Annotated in this window: 13 protein-coding genes; 3 read left to right on the forward strand and 10 right to left on the reverse strand. The window is 70.3% G+C overall.

All coding sequences use genetic code 11. From position 1 onward, the window contains the following. Positions 1-73 precede the first annotated feature (73 nt). From ACT3UL_RS08100 to ACT3UL_RS08140, 9 genes are all read right to left on the reverse strand, one after another. Positions 74-1198 carry a hypothetical protein gene (locus tag ACT3UL_RS08100; RefSeq protein WP_444577718.1) on the reverse strand — a complete coding sequence of 375 codons (1125 nt, stop codon included), beginning with the start codon at positions 1196-1198 and terminating at the stop codon, positions 74-76. Continuing rightward, positions 1195-2280 (reverse strand): tRNA 2-thiouridine(34) synthase MnmA, encoded by a 1086-nt coding sequence (mnmA, locus tag ACT3UL_RS08105; RefSeq protein ID WP_444577719.1) that lies wholly within the window; start codon positions 2278-2280, stop codon positions 1195-1197. The genes ACT3UL_RS08100 and mnmA overlap by 4 nt, the downstream gene beginning before the upstream one ends. A 171-nt stretch (positions 2281-2451) precedes the next feature. Further along, positions 2452-3639 (reverse strand): cysteine desulfurase family protein, encoded by a 1188-nt coding sequence (locus ACT3UL_RS08110; protein ID WP_444577721.1) that lies wholly within the window; start codon positions 3637-3639, stop codon positions 2452-2454. Then, entirely contained in the window at positions 3633-4556 is a 924-nt protein-coding gene (locus ACT3UL_RS08115) for a hypothetical protein (protein WP_444577723.1), read from the reverse strand. The genes ACT3UL_RS08110 and ACT3UL_RS08115 overlap by 7 nt, the downstream gene beginning before the upstream one ends. Continuing rightward, positions 4553-5551 (reverse strand): vWA domain-containing protein, encoded by a 999-nt coding sequence (locus ACT3UL_RS08120; RefSeq protein ID WP_444577724.1) that lies wholly within the window; start codon positions 5549-5551, stop codon positions 4553-4555. The genes ACT3UL_RS08115 and ACT3UL_RS08120 overlap by 4 nt, the downstream gene beginning before the upstream one ends. Continuing rightward, positions 5548-6570 (reverse strand): vWA domain-containing protein, encoded by a 1023-nt coding sequence (locus ACT3UL_RS08125; RefSeq protein WP_444577725.1) that lies wholly within the window; start codon positions 6568-6570, stop codon positions 5548-5550. The genes ACT3UL_RS08120 and ACT3UL_RS08125 overlap by 4 nt, the downstream gene beginning before the upstream one ends. Then, positions 6561-7091 carry a hypothetical protein gene (locus ACT3UL_RS08130; protein WP_444577727.1) on the reverse strand — a complete coding sequence of 177 codons (531 nt, stop codon included), beginning with the start codon at positions 7089-7091 and terminating at the stop codon, positions 6561-6563. The genes ACT3UL_RS08125 and ACT3UL_RS08130 overlap by 10 nt, the downstream gene beginning before the upstream one ends. After that, positions 7078-7974: a DUF58 domain-containing protein gene (locus tag ACT3UL_RS08135; protein ID WP_444577729.1), complete on the reverse strand. Its 897-nt coding sequence runs from the start codon at positions 7972-7974 to the stop codon at positions 7078-7080. The genes ACT3UL_RS08130 and ACT3UL_RS08135 overlap by 14 nt, the downstream gene beginning before the upstream one ends. Positions 7975-8015: 41 nt before the next feature. Beyond that, the gene (locus ACT3UL_RS08140) at positions 8016-9236 is read right to left on the reverse strand and encodes an AAA family ATPase (RefSeq protein ID WP_444577730.1); all 1221 of its coding nucleotides are present in this window, start codon (positions 9234-9236) and stop codon (positions 8016-8018) included. Between the two features lie 248 nt (positions 9237-9484). Here ACT3UL_RS08140 and glgX point away from each other — a divergent pair, with 248 nt between their 5' ends. From glgX to glgB, 3 genes are all read left to right on the forward strand, one after another. After that, entirely contained in the window at positions 9485-11725 is a 2241-nt protein-coding gene (gene glgX / locus ACT3UL_RS08145; protein WP_444577732.1) for a glycogen debranching protein GlgX, read from the forward strand. 204 nt (positions 11726-11929) lie between these two features. Then, the gene (locus tag ACT3UL_RS08150; protein ID WP_444577805.1) at positions 11930-13900 is read left to right on the forward strand and encodes an alpha-1,4-glucan--maltose-1-phosphate maltosyltransferase; all 1971 of its coding nucleotides are present in this window, start codon (positions 11930-11932) and stop codon (positions 13898-13900) included. 58 nt (positions 13901-13958) lie between these two features. Next, positions 13959-16127, forward strand: a complete 2169-nt coding sequence (gene glgB, locus ACT3UL_RS08155) for a 1,4-alpha-glucan branching protein GlgB (RefSeq protein ID WP_444577806.1) — start codon at positions 13959-13961, stop codon at positions 16125-16127. 148 nt (positions 16128-16275) lie between these two features. Here glgB and ACT3UL_RS08160 read toward each other — a convergent pair whose 3' ends face one another. Next, entirely contained in the window at positions 16276-17178 is a 903-nt protein-coding gene (locus ACT3UL_RS08160; protein WP_444577733.1) for a co-chaperone YbbN, read from the reverse strand. Positions 17179-17288: the final 110 nt, after the last annotated feature.

Below are 17288 nucleotides of genomic sequence, written 5' to 3' on the forward strand. Positions count from 1 at the left end.
GCGCCCCACACCTCACCGGGAAGCCCGTGCGGTCACGCCTCTGCGGCTCACGGCGCGCGGCACAGCTCCCGGATCAGCTCGAGACCCTCTCGGCCCAGGTGGGAGCCACCCGCAGGAGACTCTCGATCGCTCCCTCGTCCAGCAGCGTGGAGAGCTCGGGCTGGGTCGACGGATCGATGCGGCCGGTGTGGACCTCATGGGAGACGCCGGTGTTCGCGAGCAGGGTGCAGCCGGCGGCCTCGGCGTCGGCGTAGCCCAGTCGGTTCCAGATCCCCAAGAGCTTCTCGAGCTCGGGGTCGAGCTTCCCGCCCGGCCGCGGATCCACGACGATCTCGAAGCTGCAGCCGGCGTCACGGGCTTCGGCGACGCCCTCCCACAGCGCACGACCGTCCGGGGTCTCCAGGGTCGGCATACGGCGCGGGCCGAGCGTCATCCGGCGCACCCCCGCGTCCTGAGCGGCGCGCAGGAGCTCTCGATTCGCCCCGACCCCGAGAGTGATCATCCCCGGCTCGAGGCCGCCGCTCTCCAGGGCGACGACCAGGCTGCGCCAGAGCATCCCGATCTCGGGTGCCGGAACCGCCGGGTAGTTGCGCCGACCCGACGGCGTGGAGATGCGACCGGCGTGCACGCCGGCGACGGCGTCCTCGCGCAGCAGCAGGTGGGGACGTGCCCCGGGGACACGCTCCCGCAGCTCCGCGAGATGGTCGATGAGACCCTCGGCCAGCAGCAGCGGGAGGTCCCGCACCGCTCCGCGGTCGGAGAGGGTGCGCTCCCCCGAGTTGAGGAATGTCGCACCGGCCAGGGACACCGGGCCCAGCGCGGTCGTCATCAACGGGCCCTCGTAGCCGAGCAGGGCGACGCGGGCCGCGTCGAGCAGCCGGGAGCGCAGCTCACGGGCGTGCTGCCACGCCCGGCCCATGCCCGGGCCCAGCCGCCACCCGTAGCTGACCAGATCGCCGGTGGTCTCGGCGAGCAGGGCGAGCGTGGCCGGCAGCAGGTGATCCGTCTCATCGGTGCCGAGCGCCGCGGGCAGGTAGAGCCGGGTGGCGATCTGCTCCTCGAGGTCGTCCCCGAGCAGCGACCGCAGCCGCATCAGCGCTGCCAGGTGCGGATCGTCGGGAAGCCCCAGTCGGGCAGCCTCCAGGGGGGTGGGAGCACGGAACGTGCCGTCCCCCGTCAGGGTCACCAGAGGTGTCATGCGCGTCGCTCCAGGGTCGCAGCGGCGATCACGCGGTCACCGTCGTACAGGACGAGGGTCTGACCGGGCGCGACGCCGCGGATCGGGGTGTCGAGGCCTACTCGCAGGCTCGCGGTGTGGGTCGGGTCCTCGAGGATCCGAGCAGGGGTGGCCTCGCCGTGCGCACGGATCTGGGCGCGCACCTCGCGGCCCTCGCTCAGCGGCTCGAAGGAGACCACGTCGGTGGCGACCAGCTCGCGGGTGGAGAGCAGCTCTGCCGCGCCGACGACCACCTGGCGGGAGGAGGGGTCGATGTCGACGACGTAGCGCGGTGCCCCGTCGGCCGTCGGCTGCTGGATCCCCAGCCCCTTGCGCTGGCCGATCGTGAAGCCGTGGGTGCCGCGGTGCGTGCCGATCACGGTGCCGCTGTCATCGAGGATCTCGCCGGGGTCCGCCCCGAGGTTGCGCTCGAGGAAGCCCCGAGTGTCCCCGTCGGCGACGAAGCAGATGTCGTAGCTGTCGGGCTTGGTCGAGACGCCGAGGCCCCGCTTCCGGGCCTCCTCACGGACCTCGTCCTTGGTCTCGTAGTCACCGAGCGGGAAGAGGGAACGACCCACGGCCTCCGGCCCCATCACGGCGAGGACGTAGGACTGGTCCTTGGCCATGTTCCGAGAACGATGCAGGGACGGGGTGCCGGCCGGTCCGTCGGTGCGGATCGAGGCGTAGTGCCCGGTGCAGACGGCGTCGAACCCGAGCAGGGTGGCGCGCTCCATGAGCGAGGCGAACTTGATGCGCTCATTGCAGCGCACACAGGGATTGGGGGTGCGGCCTGCGGCGTACTCGCTCAGGAAGTCCTCGACGACCAGATCATGGAAGTCGTCCGAGAGGTCCCAGACGTAGTACGGGATCCCGATGCGGTCCGCCGCTCGACGGGCATCCGAGGCATCCTCGACGGTGCAGCAGCCCCGTGAGCCCGTGCGCCGCTGATCCCGGTTCTTGGACAGCGCCATGTGGACGCCGACGACCTCATGGCCCGCCTCCGCCGCGCGGGCTGCGGCCACCGCCGAGTCGACGCCGCCGCTCATCGCTGCCAGCACCTTCATCACCGCGCCCCTTTCTCACCGTCGTCCACCATCAGGCGGACCATCGTGATCCGGGCGGCTGGAGAGCCGCGAGATGGTCCTGGATCCGACCCATCGAGTCTACGGATGCGGCCAGTTCGCGACACGTGCCTGGAACGTGAGATGCGCCCCGCCGCAGGCGTGGGAAGCCGATCAGCCGAACAGGGCGCCGACCGCCCGTGCGCGGTGCAGCGACTCCGGAAGGGCCTGCAGGAACACCTCGACGTCGTGCTCGGTGCTGGTCCAGCCGAGCGACAGGCGCAGCGCGCCCCGAGCGTCCTCCTCGGAGAACCCCATCGCTGCGAGCACGGGGCTGGCCTGGGTGACCCCCGCAGAGCAGGCCGAGCCCGCCGAGGAATCCACTCCCCGTTCGTCCAGCAGGAACAGCAGCGAGTCCGAGTGCGCGCCCGGGAACACCACGTGCACGATGTGCCCGGACTGGGGCGAGTCCTCGGAGAGGGTCAGCCGTGCGCTCGGGTCGATCTGCCGGATCCCGTCGCGCAGGGATCGGGCGAGCGCACGGACTCGCCGCGACTCCTGCTCGCGGTCGCGCACCGTCTCCTGGAGCGCAGCGGCGAACGACGCCGCCAGGGCCAGGTCGAGCGTTCCGGAGCGCACACCCCGCTGCTGGCCCCCGCCGGTGCTGCTGACGCCGAACGGCACGTCGGGCTTCGCCACCAGCGCCCCGACTCCCACCGGTGCGCCGATCTTGTGCCCGGACAGCGACAGCAGGTCGACGTCGTCCCAGGACGGCTGCGTCACATGCCCCACGCCCTGCACGGCGTCTGTGTGGACGAGCGTGCCGTGGGCCCTGGCGATCGCGCCGAGAGCCGCCAGGTCCTGGAGGGCGCCGGTCTCGTTGTTCACGAGCGCCGTGCTCATCACGCTCACCGCGCCGTCGGCGAGGGCGTCGGCCACCCGGTCCGCCTGCAGGATGCCCTGGCCGTCCACCGGGAGCAGGCGCGCGTCGATCGACGGGGTCAGCGACCGGAGCGAGCGCGCGGTCGCGACCACCGCCGGATGATCGGTCGCCGCGACCGCCACCGCGGTGCGGGCAGGGTTCGTGGCGACCGCACCGGCCGCCACCGCACGGATCGCGAGGTTGTCCGCCTCGGTCCCGCCGGACGTCATGATCAGCCAGCTGCGCGGCACCGTCAGCAGCTCGGCGATGTGCTCCAGGGCATCGTCCAGGACAGCTCGGGCCCGACGCCCCGTGGCGTGCACGGAGGACGGATTGCCCGGCACGAGCGAGGCGTCGGCGAATGCCTGCCGTGCAGCCGGTCGCAGCACGGAGGTCGCGGCATGATCGAGATAGGCGCGCCGACCGCCACCGCTCACCATGGCTTGTTCGGATCCTGCTCGGACCCGCCGGGATCGGTCTCCCCCTCGCCGCCCTGGGACTCCTTGTTGCGCTCCTTCAGCTTGTCCTCCTTGCTCTTCTGCTCGCTGTCGCCCTCGGAGGGTGCCTCCTCGTCGGGACCATCACCCTCGGGGTCCTCCTTGGTCGGCTCGCCCGGGTCGCGAGGCGAGCCGGTACCGGGCTCCCCACGGGCGTCAGGGTCGTTGCCGGCCTCCTCGTCGGCCTCACGACGCTTCTCCTTCACCCGCTCGCCGTTGTCCTTGGTGGTCCCGGATTCCTCGTCGCCGGTGCCTCCGCCCTGGCGGCCCTGGCCGCCCTCGCCGTCCCCTCCGCCGCCGGATGCGCAGGGGGCGAGGATCTCCTCGGCCTCGTACATCCGGTCGGCGCGCTCCTGCGGATCCTTGATCTGGTCAGCCTGGCGCTCGATGGAGAGGGCGAGGTTGTTGGCGATCTTGCACTGCGCATGGGCCGGGGAGTTGAGATCGCTGTGATCGGTCCACTCGGTCATGGCGACGCGCAGCTCCGCCTCGGCCTCCGCGTCCTTGCCCTGCTGGAGGAGATCGGTGCCCTTGGACAGATGCGGCAGGTACGGCTCGAACCAGTTCGTGAACTCGACAGGGGCCAGCCGTTCTATCGCGGTCGGGTAGTCCTGTGCCTCATAGGCGGACTGGTGCGTCGCCTGCGTGATCGGCATCGACAGGAACTTCACGGCCAGCAGGGCGAGCGCCAGGATGGGCAGGGCGAGGATCGCGAACACGATGATCCGGACCCGGCGCAGTCGCCGCACGTTCAGCCCGAAGTCCTTCGGGCTCCCGCTGGTGTCCTGCGTGAGCGCGGGAGACGGGGCCGTCGTCGTGGACGTCCCTGCCGTGGTCTTCTCTGCCGAGGGGGCATTCATCTCTGCGCTCCTGAGATGTCGTAGCGATCGAGCTTGCGCGGGAGCCGGTAGGTCATCTCGCCCAGCTCCCAGATCAGGAGCAGCGCGAGCGGTATCGAGGCGATCCAGTACCAGTCCTCGAAGGATGCCACGTCGCGCCCGGACTCGATCGGGACCGGCTTCAGGGTCACATCGTCCATGGTCCCCTCGATCGGCGCTTCGGGATCCTCACGATGCAGGTAGGGCACGCCCATCTGCCCCGCGATGGTCTGCAGCTGCTCCTCGTCGATCTTCGAGAGCCCCTGCGCCCCGTCGGGCCCGGTGATGTACTCGCCGTCCGTGGCGCCGCCCTCCGCCTTCATGGGGCCGCCCTCGGCGGTGCCGTATCCGAGCACGGCGCCGCCGTCGATGAACCCGGCGGTCTGGCTGAAGGATTCGGATTCCTCCTCATCGGTGTTCTCCCCGTCGGAGAGGAAGTAGACGAGGATCTGTGAGTCCGGGTCGTCCCGCTGCGCATCGGAGAGCGCACTGGTCAGCGACTGCAGCGGGCGGTCCGTGTTCGAGCCCTTCGAGTACGCGGTGGGCTCCGTGGTCACGGTGTCGATCCAGGACCGTGCGGCGCCGGCATCGGTGGTCAGCGGCAGCTGCCGGGTCGCCGTCGAGTCGAAGGCGATGATCGAGTAGCGGGAGCCCTCGGTCATCTCCATGACGCGGGCCATGTCGGCCTTGACGCCGTCCAGCCGGGGCTGGTCACCGGCGTAGTCCTCGGCGTTCATGGATCCCGTGCGGTCCACCACGAAGAACACGTTCGCGTTCATCCGTTCGGTCTGCTGGGCGTCCAGCGGGGTGACCGGACGCAGCGCGACCACCAGCAGGAGCACGATCATCAGCACCCGGCGCAGCCACGCCACGCGCTGGCGGGGCCGACGGATCAGCAGCACGACGGCGACGGTCAGCATCGCCGCGAACAGCGGGATGCTCGCCCACAGGGGCATGAGGGGCTCGAAGCGGATCATCGTGCTCTCCAACCCAGCACCAGGATGCCGATCAGCGAGAGGAACGTCAGGACGAACCCGAAGGTCGGATGGTCGGTGCGCACGACCGTCGGCTCAGCACCCATCGCCTGCGCCTGCGACTTCTGGATCGACTGGATGATCGAGGGGATCGCGTCGGGATCGGAGGATTCGAACAGGGCACCGTCCTGGTCCTCGGTGGCGGTCTTCAGCTCGTCGAAGCACTCCGGGCCGCAGTCGAACGCCCCGGGATAGAACGTGTAGAGGTCGATATCCCGGGCGGCGACGGCCTCGGTGGCCTCCTGCAGGGTGAAGATCGGTTCGCCGTTGACCTCGTTGTCGGTCGCGAAGATGATCGACCGGGACCGGTCCTCCTCGGCCTGGTCGAAGACCTGGCCGCACGAGGCGAGACCGTCGGGGACGACGGAGGCCTGATCGGGGATCCCCCTGGTGCCTTCGACGAAGTCGACGTACTCGCGGACCTTGTCGTCGGAGTAGTCGCGGTTGCCGAGGCGATATCCGAACTCGTCGAAGTCGATCGCCTCGGAGCCCTTCTCGAGCTCGCGCTTGATGAGGTCGTAGTCGTTGGTCAGCGGGAACACCGTGCGGCTGGTCGAGTTGAAGATCGTCAGCGCGACGCGCTCGCCCTCGAAGGTGTCGACCATCTCGGCGAAGGTCGACAGGATCTCGGTGTCGTACTCGTACATCGACCCCGAGACGTCCAGGCAGAGCACGATGTCGCGGGAGGCGAAATCGGGGGTCTCGATGCGCTCCGTCGCGATCCGTCCTGAGAGGACCGAGGCGGCGACGACGCCGACGACGGCGATGCCGACCTGCAGCACTCGCAGCACCTTCGCGGTCCGCTGGGCGCGCACGAAGCTCGGGAGGCGATCGAGGTACTGCGAGTTCGCGACCAGGACCGGAGACTTCCGCATCGCCCGCCGGTTCCAGAACGTGATGCCCCAGACGGCGAGCGCGGCGAGCAGCAGCAGCGCGGTGACCCACCAGAAGGTCATGACCATCGCCGGATCACCTCCCGCGAGCGGCGCACGGAGTCCTGCAGCTCGGCATCGGTGGTCTGCGCGAAGTCCGGCTCGTAGAGCGCGGCGATCAGCTCCCCGACATCGCGGGTCCGCGGGTCCGCACGGAGCGTCGACGTGTCCTGGCTGGTCACATCCTGCCCCGTGGTCCGGCGCACGAAGCGACGCATGACCCCGGTGAGCTCGTGGTGTCCCTCGCGGGCCCCGAGATCGCCGGACTCGTGACGGTCGGCGATGTCGTTCACCGCGCGCAGGAATTCCGCCTTGACGGTGTCCACGTCGGAGGGGCGATCCCGATAGGCGATGTGCTTCTCGATCGCGCGGGTGATCTTCAGGGTGCCCAGGATCAGCACGGTGATGACCAGCAGGCACAGCACGGCGAGGATCACCCACGCCACGGAGTACTGGGGCGGGGCGATGATCTCCGGCGGCGCGGGCTCCGCGAGGAGCGCGGTGCCACCGAGCACCGTCAGCGCCGGGCCGCTCAGCTCAGGAACGGGCATGGCGGTACTCCCTCGAGCGCAGCATCGCGATCATGTCGTCGACCACGGTGGTCTCCCCCTCGGTGACCATATGGGTGACGTGCAGGCGGTCGAGCATCTCGGTGATGCCGTCCCGCCGCGCCCGGCGGTACGCCTCGACGTCCTGCGCGACCCGCTTGGAGGACCGGGCCAGCGAGGCGATCTCCCGCGGACGGTCCACATCGACGACGTCGTGGTCCAGCTCGGTGCGCTGCAGCGGATCCGCGTCGGCGATGCGGATCACCATGACGTCGTGCCGGGTGGTGAGCCGGCGCAGCAGCGTGAAGTCCTCGACGCTGGGGTGCGCCTCGTCGGTGATGATCGTCATCAGCGTGGAGCGGGAGGTGACCCGGAAGGCCCGCTCGAGCAACCAGGAGGTGTCGGTCACCGGCGCCGCGGTGGTGGTGGCCTGCTGCACGCTGCGCAGGAGCAGCTCGAGGTGCCCGTCGCTCGAGCGTGAGGGCAGCTGGATCGGGCGGCCCTCGCCGCCTGCCACCAGGCCCACCATGTCACCGCTCTTCTGGGCGAGGAAGCAGACCATCCCCGCGGCGAGGATCATCGCATCGCGCTTGGAGGTGCCGTCGGCCGCGGTCGCCGCCATCGCCGAGGAGGTGTCGGCGACGATCGACAGGTGCCGCACCCGCTCCTCGTTGAACTGGCGGATCAGCGGCTCGCCGGAGCGCGCCGTCGCCTTCCAGTCGATGTCGGAGATCTTGTCCCCGGGCTGGTAGTACTTCAGGTCGTCGAAGTCCTCGCCGCTGCCCTTGAACATCGAGCGGCCGCGACCCTGGATGAGCCCCCGCGCTCGGTTCGAGGTGTGCAGATCGACCCGTGCCTTGACGCGGGTCAGCAGCGAAGTGGCCATTCAGTGCGCTCCGTACTCCGTGATCGGTGTGATCGGCGCCGTCAGGGCATCGGCACGGCGTGGAACACCGCGTCGATGATCTGCTCCGGCTTGATACCGCTGGCCAGGGCGTCGAAGGTGAGCACCAGACGGTGGCGCAGCACGCCGTAGCGCATGGCCCTCACGTCATCGGGGGTCACGTAGTCGCGTCCGTTGAGCAGCGCATGGGCCTGGCCCACGCGCATCAGGGCCAGGGAACCGCGGGGGCTCGCGCCGACGCGCACCGACTGGGTCAGGTTCGGCACCGGTCGCGGACCGGAGCCGCGTGTGGTGAACACCAGATCGATGATGTACCGCTTCACCGCCGGATCGACGTAGACCGAGTCGACCGTCTGCTGGAGGAAGCGGACGTCCTCGAGGGACACGTTGGCAACGGCCTCGCGGGGGCCCGTGAGACTGCCCGACGTGGAGCGGTCGAGGATCTCGTGCTCCTCGCCGGGACGCGGATAGGTGAGGATCTCCTTCATGAGGAAGCGGTCCATCTGCGCCTCGGGGAGGACGTACGTGCCCTCCTCCTCGATCGGGTTCTGGGTCGCGAGCACCATGAACGGCTCGGGGAGGCTGTACACCTCACCGCCGATCGAGGTCTGCCGCTCCTGCATCGCCTCGAGCATCGCGGACTGGGTCTTCGCGCTGGAGCGGTTGATCTCGTCCAGCAGGACGACGTTGGCGTGCACCGGGCCCAGCTGGGTGGTGAAGGTGCCGGAGCCGTAGTTGAAGATCTGGGTGCCGATGATGTCGTTCGGCATGAGGTCGGGCGTGCACTGGATCCGGGCGAAGGATCCGGTGATCGACGAGGCCAGGGCGCTCGCGGCAGTCGTCTTGGCCAGGCCGGGCACGGATTCCAGCAGCACGTGGCCGCCGGCGGCGAGCGCGGCGACGAGGGTCGTCCGGAGGTTCTCCTGCCCGACCACGCGGGACTGGAACACGGCGGAGATCGCGGTGATGATCGAGCCGGTGCGCTCGAGATCCGCCGGGGAGACCGCCGAAGCGGAGGGGGCGAAGTCGCCGGGCCGTCGCTGCTGGCCGCCCTGTCCCCGCCCCTGCTCCTGCTGCGGGGCCTGGGGCTGCTGGCGTGCCTGTCCCTGCTGCGGGGCCTGGGGCTGCTCCGGAGACTGACCCTGCGGCTGCGGCGGAACCGCAGGCGTACCGGGATGCGCCTGGGGCGCAGGACCACCGGGACGTGCCGGCACCGCGCTCTGCTGGCTGGGTGGAATGCTCATGCGCTGGGGCTCCCCCGTCGTGCGTCGATTCGATCTGCTCGTGCGAGCTGGACGTTCGCCCTGCTCCGGCCCTGCCCCCGCAGGGACCGGGGACCGTGCACGGTCACCTGACCGTGATGGTCCAGCCCCGTCGCGCCCCGGTGTCCGAGCGGTTCCCCGGACGAGGAGTGCGGTGGCATCCCGACGATCCTAACGTCACCGGGCACCCTGAGTGCGATCGTGACCGCGGACGGTGCAAGAATGCGCCGGTGCCAGCTGATCACTCCGACCGCGCCGCCTCTCCGGCCGCCCCCACCTCGCCCGGCCTCTCGGTGGACGCCTCGGGCCGGGGCACCTTCGCCGTGGCCGCCCCGCGCGCCGAGGCCATCGACCTGTGCGTGCGTCATGGCAGCACCGAGCGCCGGCAACGGTTGCGGCACGTCGAGGGCGGGCTCCACTGGGATCACGTCACCGGGATGGTCCCGGGCACGCAGTACGGGGTGCGGGCCCACGGCACGTGGGATCCCGCCGGTGGGCAGTACTTCACATCGACGCGGGTGCTCCAGGATCCGTGGGCACGGGGCGTGTCGCACTCCTCGTCCCTGCTGAGCTCCTTCTTCCCGGTCGAGGTGGACGCGATGCTCGATCGCGTCGACGAGGACCCCCTGCCCAGCCCGACGGACAACAGCCAGGAGGCCGTGTGGTCGGTCGTCGTCGGCGACGCCTTCGACTGGCAGGACGATCTGCGACCGATCGTGGACTGGGACTCGACGGTGCTCTATGAAGCACATGTCAAGGGACTCACCCAGCGCCACCCCGAGGTGCCGCCCGAGCAGCGGGGCACCTACGCGGGCCTAGCGCACCCTGCTGTCACGACCTACCTGCAGCAGCTCGGCGTGACCAGCGTGGAGCTGCTGCCGATCCACGCCGCGATGGACGAGGCCCACCTGACCAGGCTGGGGCTGACGAACTACTGGGGCTACTCGACCATGTCGTTCTTCGCCCCGGAGCCGTCGCTGGCCACGGCCGCGGCCCAGCGGGCCGGGGCCCAGGCGGTGCTCGACGAGGTCAAGACGATGGTCCGGGCGCTGCACGCCGCAGGACTCGAAGTCATCCTCGACGTGGTCTACAACCACACGGCCGAGGGTGGGGCGGGAGGCCCCTCGCTGTCCCTGCGGGGACTGGACAACCTCGAGTACTACTGGATGGACCGCGGCACCTTCCAGGACGTCACGGGAACCGGCGGAACCCTGGATCCCCGGTCGGTGCACGTCATGGATCTTGTGCTCGCCTCCCTGCGTCATTGGGTGCAGGAAGTCCATGTCGACGGCTTCCGCTTCGATCTGGCGGCGACGCTGGGGCGGGACGATCGGGGCTTCCGTGCTGACCATCCTCTCTTGCGGGCGATCACGACCGACCCTGTGCTGCGCGAGGTGAAGCTCATCGCCGAGCCGTGGGACGTCGGCCCCGACGGCTGGCAGACCGGCGGCTTCCCCGCTCCGTTCGCCGAATGGAACGACGCCTTCCGCGATGACGTGCGGGCCTTCTGGCTCTCCGACCGTGCGCACCGGGAGCGGACCGGGGACCGCGCCGTCGGCGGGATCCGGAATCTTGCGACCCGCCTGAGCGGATCCAGCGATCTGCTGACCAGGAACGATCCGCCGGATCTGCCCCACGGGCGCAGCCTGCGCTCGCCCTGGGCGTCGATCAACTACCTCACGGCGCACGACGGCTTCACCCTGAGGGACCTGACCTCCTACGACCACAAGCACAATGAGGCCAACGGCGAGGACAACCGTGACGGCGCCACGGACAACCGCTCCTGGAACCACGGCCACGAGGGGAAGGTCCCCGGTGCGGCAGCGCACGGCGGGATCGAGGAGCTGCGCCGCCGCACCGCGCGGAGCATGCTCGCCACCGTGCTGCTCGCCTCGGGGACACCCATGCTGACCGCCGGGGACGAGATCGGGCGCACCCAACGAGGCAACAACAACGCGTACTGCCAGGACAACGAGATCTCCTGGGTGGACTGGTCGCTCGACGACCAGGCTCTGGAGCTGCGGGAGTCGGTGTCCCGCCTCCTGGACCTGCGCGGGGAGCATCCCCAGCTGCGGGCACCCCATTTCCTCCGCCCTGCGGATCCCGAGCATCTCGATGCCGGCCAGGTCGCCTGGTTCGGCGTCGAGGGCGACCCTCTGGACCACGGGTCATGGATGGACCCGTCCCGGCATCTCCTGGTCATGCTGCGGCCGGCGATCCGGGGACGCCGCGGAGCGGAGCATCTGCTCGTGATCTTCTCGTCCGAGTCGGCTGACCGTCCGGTGCAGCTGCCGCGACACCCCTGGCCACAGGGCACGACGCGGGTCCTCCTGGACACCTCTCTCGAGCGCCAGGACGATCTCCCCACGGGTCCCGTCCTCGAGCGGACCGTCACCGTGCGCAGCGGAAGCGTGATGGTCCTCGGGATCGCGACCGACGGTCCTGAGGAGCCCTCCGAACGGCTATCGTGAGGACCGTCACCACGTCCGTCGCAGACACCGAGGTGTCAGGCAGGAGAGACCATGTCCCAGGCCACCGGTTCCGAGGGCTCCGCGCCCCGGACCACCGCGTCCCGGTCCACTGCGACCCGGACCGTCGAGTCCGCGACCGTCGCCCCCGAGACCGTCGCCCCCGAGACCAGCCCGCTGGAGCACGGCGTGGGCCGGATCCCGATCATGGAGGTGCAGCCCGTGGTCGACGGCGGTCGGTTCCCGGCCTCCTGCGTGGAGGGCGAGACGATCACCCTCACCGCGAACGCCTTCCGCGAGGGGCATGACGAGATGGGCGTGCAGGCCGTCCTCGTGGATCCCGACGGGGGCGAGCAGCGCCTGCGGATGGAGTCCACGAACCCGGGCCTGGACCTCTGGCAGGTGCCCGTGCGGCCTGACCGGACCGGGCACTGGTCCTTCCGGATCGAGGCGTATTCCGCGCCGTACGAGAGCTGGGTCCACAGCGCCGAGGTGAAGATCCCCGCCGGCATCGACGTCGACCTGGTCTGTGCCGAGGGCGTCCTGGTGCTGCGGCGCGTGCTGGCCGAGGTCGACAGCGGCCGGCGGCCCGCGTCGGACGGTCCTGTCGTCCGCGCGGCGCTGGAGAGCCTGCGCTCCCCCGGTCTGCCGGCCTCGTCCCGTGTGGCCCCCGCCCTGGCCGCCGATCTGCGCGGTCTGCTCGCGCTGCGCCCGCTGCGCGAGGGCGTCACGACCTCCGGTCCCTTCCGTCTCGTGGTGCACCGCCGACGCGCTCTGTTCGGCTCCTGGTACGAGTTCTTCCCCCGTTCCGAGGGCGCACGCTTCGATCCCGAGACAGGATGGCGCTCGGGCACCCTCCGCACCGCGGCGAAGTCCCTGGACCGGATCGCGTCGATGGGCTTCGACGTCGCCTACCTGACCCCGATCCACCCGATCGGCTCGACCTTCCGCAAGGGCCGCAACAACACCCTGGATCCGCGCCCCGGTGATCCGGGCTCGCCCTATGCGATCGGTTCCGCCGACGGCGGCCATGACGCGATCCATCCCGAGCTCGGCACCCTCGAGGACTTCGACGCCTTCGTGGCCCGTGCCCGGGAGCTCGACCTCGAGGTGGCCCTGGACATCGCCCTGCAGTGCTCCCCCGACCATCCCTGGGTCACCGAGCACCCCGAATGGTTCACGGTGCGCGCGGACGGCACGATCGCCTACGCCGAGAACCCGCCGAAGAAGTACCAGGACATCTACCCGCTCAGCTTCGACACCGACTACGAGGGCCTCTACGCCGCCGTGCGCGACGTGCTCGAGCACTGGGTCGACCACGGGGTGACCCTCTTCCGCGTGGACAACCCGCACACCAAGCCGGTGCGGTTCTGGGAGGAGCTGCTGGCGGAGTTCGACGAGAAGCATCCCGAGGTGATCTTCCTGGCCGAGGCGTTCACCCGGCCCACGATGATGCACACCCTCGGCAAGGTCGGCTACCACCAGAGCTACACCTACTTCACCTGGCGCGAGAGCGCTGCGGAGCTGCAGGAGTACCTCGAGGAGCTGGTCGAGTCCGCGCCGTACATGCGGCCGAGCTTCTGGCCCACCACCCACGACATCCTCACCCCGTTCATGAGCTCTGGGGGCCGGCGGGCCTTCGTGCTGCGCGCGATCCTCGCCGCCACCCTCGTCCCCACCTGGGGCATCTACACCGGGTACGAGCTGGTCGAGGACGTCCCGCGGCCCGGGGCGCAGGAGCAGATCGACAACGAGAAGTACGAGTTCACGCCGCGCGACTTCGCCGGCGCCCTCACCGCCGGCCGGAGCCTCGAACCGCTGCTGACGGACCTCAACCGGATCCGCCGCGAGCATCCCGCCCTGCAGTCGCTCACCTCGATCCATTTCCACGAGGCCGACGACGACCAGGTGCTGGTCTTCTCCAAGCATCTCGACCCAGCCGCGAGCGGCACGGGCGCCCCGGACACGATCCTCGTGGTCTCGGTGACCGCCCATGACAGGGACGCCGGGACGACGCTCCACCTGGATCTCGACTCGCTCGACGTCCCCGAGCGCTTCGAGGTCGAGGACCTGCTGACCGGCGAGAGGTTCACCTGGGGCAGCGACCCCTACGTCATCCTCAGCGCCGCCGACCGGCCCGCGCACATCCTGCGGATCATCCACCCCGAGGAGAGCTGACATGGCTGACCAGACCGACCCCACCACTTCGACGTCGCCGTCCGCCGCACCGACGGTGATGCCGCTGGGCGAGCACGAGCTGGGCGCCGCCGCCACCGGCAGCTACCACGATCCCCACTCGGTGCTCGGTGCCCATGAGTACGAGGGCGCCGTCACGGTGCGCACCCTCAAGCCCTTCGCGAGAGCGGTCGAGGTCCTCCTGCCCGATGGCGGCGCGGTCGCGATGGAGCACGAGTACGACGGGATCTGGGCGGTCGCGCTCGCGGTCCCCCACCTCCCCTCCTACCGGGTGCGCGTCACCTGGGAGGAGGGTGCCGCGCCGGTTGACCTCGAGGAACCCCACCGGTTCCCGCCCACCGTCGGCGAGCTCGACCTCCATCTGATCCACGAAGGCCGCCACGAGGAGCTGTGGCGGGCGCTCGGTGCCCATGTGCGCACCCTGGACGGCGTCGACGGCACGTCGTTCGCCGTGTGGGCACCGAACGCCCGCGCGGTGCAGGTCGTCGGCACCTTCAACGGGTGGGAGGGCCGCGGTCACGCCCTGCGCACCCTGGGCGCCTCCGGCGTGTGGGAGATCTTCGTGCCCGCCGTCGGGGACGGTGACACCTACAAGTTCCGCATCCTGGGGGCCGACGGCACCTGGGTCGACAAGGCCGATCCGATGGCACGCCTGGCCGAGGTGCCGCCCGCGACCGGCTCCGTCGTCACCACGAGCTCCTTCGAATGGACCGACGAGCACTGGCTCGCCGAGCGCGCCGCCCACGAGGCCGTCGCCTCCCGGATGTCGATCTACGAGCTCCACCTGGCCAGCTGGCGGCCCGGTCTCGGCTACACGGAGCTCGCGACCGAGCTGGTCGACTATGTGACCGAGATGGGCTTCACCCACGTGGAGTTCATGCCGGTCGCCGAGCACCCCTTCGGCGGGTCCTGGGGATACCAGGTCACCGGGTACTACGCCCCGACCTCCCGCCTGGGTTCCCCCGACGAGCTGCGCCACCTGATCGATGCGCTGCACGCAGCGGGCATCGGCGTGATCCTGGACTGGGTCCCCGCCCACTTCCCCAAGGACGAATGGGCGCTGGCCCGCTTCGACGGCACCGCGCTGTACGAGCACGCCGACCCCCGCCGCGGCGAGCATCCGGACTGGGGCACGCTCGTGTTCGACACAGGCCGCCACGAGGTGCGCAACTTCCTCGTCGCCAACGCCTGCTACTGGCTCGAGGAGTTCCACGTCGACGGGCTGCGGGTCGACGCCGTCGCCTCGATGCTCTACCTGGACTACTCCCGCGAGGACGGCCAGTGGATCCCCAACCGCCATGGCGGCCGCGAGGACCTCGAGAACATCGCCTTCCTCCAGGAGACCACGGCGACCGCCTACAAGCGTGCGCCGGGCATCGTGATGATCGCCGAGGAGTCGACCTCGTTCCCGGGCGTCACCCGCAGCACCGACAGCGGCGGGCTCGGCTTCGGCTTCAAATGGAACATGGGCTGGATGCACGACACCCTGGAGTACCTCGGGCAGGACCCCATCAATCGCCAGTACCACCATGGCGAGCTGACCTTCTCGATGGTCTACCAGTACTCCGAGAACTTCGTGCTCCCCATCAGCCATGACGAGGTCGTCCACGGCAAGGGCTCGCTGCTGCGCAAGGCACCGGGCGACGACTGGCAGCAGGCCGCCTCGCTGCGCACCTATCTGGCTCTGCAGTGGACCCACCCCGGCAAGCAGCTCGTCTTCATGGGCAGCGAGTTCGCGCAGGGCACCGAATGGTCCGAGCAGTCGGGCCTGCCGTGGTGGCTGCTCGAGTACCCCCTGCACCGGGGCACCCAGCAGCTGGTCAAGGACCTCAACGCTCTGCAGGCCGACTTCCCCGCGCTCTACCAGCGCGATCAGGATCCGGGCGGCTTCGAATGGCTGATCGGGGACGATGCCGAGCACAACACGCTCGTCTTCCTGCGTCGGGACGATGCCGGAGACCCGGTGGTCGTGGTGCTCAACTTCTCCCCGCAGCCGTGGCACGGATACCGGATCCCGCTGCCCGAGGGCGGGAGCTGGCTCGAGGTGCTCAACAGCGACGCCCCGGTCTACGGGGGCAGCGGCATCGGGAACCTGGGCCGGGTGCATGCGGAGGCTCTGCCCCAGCACGGCCGGGACCACTCGGTGCGGCTCTCGGTGCCCCCGCTGGGCGCCGTCGTCCTCGTCCCGGAGCGCCTCCGCGAGGGCTGAGCCGCCGCGAGAGCCGAGTCCTGCCCCGCGGGCTGAGCCGCACCCGCGGGCTGAGCCGCACCCGCGGGCTGAGCCGCACAGACCTGTCGCCCCTCCGGAGAGATCCGGAGGGGCGACAGGTATCTCGGCCGACGGGTCGGCGGTGTGCTCAGTACAGGAGGTTCGCCAGGCGCTTGCGGGCGGCGGGCACCCGAGGATCGGCGGGCCCAGCCACCTCGAACAGCTGCAGCAGACGGTCGCGCAGCGCCGCCTTCGTCTCCTGGTCGGCCTCCCGCAGGTGGCCCAGCAGGCGGCTGAACGCGTCGTCGACGTGTCCGCCGAGCATGTCGAGGTCGGCGACCAGCAGCTGCGCGGCCAGATCCTTCGGCTTCTGCGCGGCCTCCTCACGGACCGCGTTCGCGTCGATGCCCTGGGTGCGGCGCATGAGGGACACGGTGGCCAGGCCGGCCTTCGCCTCGGCGTCGGCCGGGGTCTCGGCGAGCTGCTTCTCATAGGCGGCCACGGCGGCATCGAGGTCGCCGCTCTCGATCGCCTCGTAGGCCTCGGCGATGAGCGGCGGCATCGGCTCCTCCTCGGGAGCCTCCTGCTCACCCTGTGCACCGCCCGTGGTGTCCAGTCCCTGCTGCTTCGCGAGCTCGAGCACCTGGCTGATGAGGTTGTCGACCTCCTCATCAGGGAGCACGGACTGCACGATCGGCTGCACCTGACCGAGGATCAGCAGGAGCAGGGTGGGCAGCTGCTCGATGCGCAGGGCCCCGGCGACGCGCTGCTGGGTATCGGCGTCGACGACCGCCAGGCGGAGCGCTCCGCCCTGGGCGTCGACAGCGCGACGCAGAGAACCGAGGAACTGTTCACCCTCGGGGACGCGCGAGCTCGTGACGAGCATCAAAGTGGGGATCTGCTGCGAATCGGCGACCAGCTGCTCGAGGCCCTGCTCGGTGACAGCCACCTCGTGCGGGGACGGCGTGCCACCGGCGCCGCCGGCCCCTCCACCGGCAGCGGCAGGCTGCTTCAGCGCGGCGAGATCGATGATGCCGTACGGATCGGTCACGGGAGAACTCCTTCGACGAGGTCGGGACGCGAACAGTCTAGGGAGTGCACCGGGCCGGAGCACTCAGAGACCGGCGCGTGCGCGACGCCCTGAGAGAACATCGCCGGGAG

It is taken from the genome of Brachybacterium sp. 107, from assembly GCF_052379725.1.
In the GTDB taxonomy this organism is placed as follows: domain Bacteria; phylum Actinomycetota; class Actinomycetes; order Actinomycetales; family Dermabacteraceae; genus Brachybacterium.

Coding starts and splice junctions, on each gene's coding strand:
- ACT3UL_RS08150 (WP_444577805.1), top strand. CDS start 11,930: ATGGAGGTGCAGCCCGTGGTCGACGGCGGTCGGTTCCCGGCCTCCTGC.
- ACT3UL_RS08100 (WP_444577718.1), bottom strand. CDS start 1,198: ATGACACCTCTGGTGACCCTGACGGGGGACGGCACGTTCCGTGCTCCC.
- ACT3UL_RS08110 (WP_444577721.1), bottom strand. CDS start 3,639: ATGGTGAGCGGTGGCGGTCGGCGCGCCTATCTCGATCATGCCGCGACC.
- glgB (WP_444577806.1), top strand. CDS start 13,959: ATGCCGCTGGGCGAGCACGAGCTGGGCGCCGCCGCCACCGGCAGCTAC.
- ACT3UL_RS08130 (WP_444577727.1), bottom strand. CDS start 7,091: ATGCCCGTTCCTGAGCTGAGCGGCCCGGCGCTGACGGTGCTCGGTGGC.
- mnmA (WP_444577719.1), bottom strand. CDS start 2,280: ATGAAGGTGCTGGCAGCGATGAGCGGCGGCGTCGACTCGGCGGTGGCC.
- ACT3UL_RS08115 (WP_444577723.1), bottom strand. CDS start 4,556: ATGAATGCCCCCTCGGCAGAGAAGACCACGGCAGGGACGTCCACGACG.
- ACT3UL_RS08120 (WP_444577724.1), bottom strand. CDS start 5,551: ATGATCCGCTTCGAGCCCCTCATGCCCCTGTGGGCGAGCATCCCGCTG.
- ACT3UL_RS08140 (WP_444577730.1), bottom strand. CDS start 9,236: ATGAGCATTCCACCCAGCCAGCAGAGCGCGGTGCCGGCACGTCCCGGT.
- ACT3UL_RS08125 (WP_444577725.1), bottom strand. CDS start 6,570: ATGGTCATGACCTTCTGGTGGGTCACCGCGCTGCTGCTGCTCGCCGCG.
- ACT3UL_RS08135 (WP_444577729.1), bottom strand. CDS start 7,974: ATGGCCACTTCGCTGCTGACCCGCGTCAAGGCACGGGTCGATCTGCAC.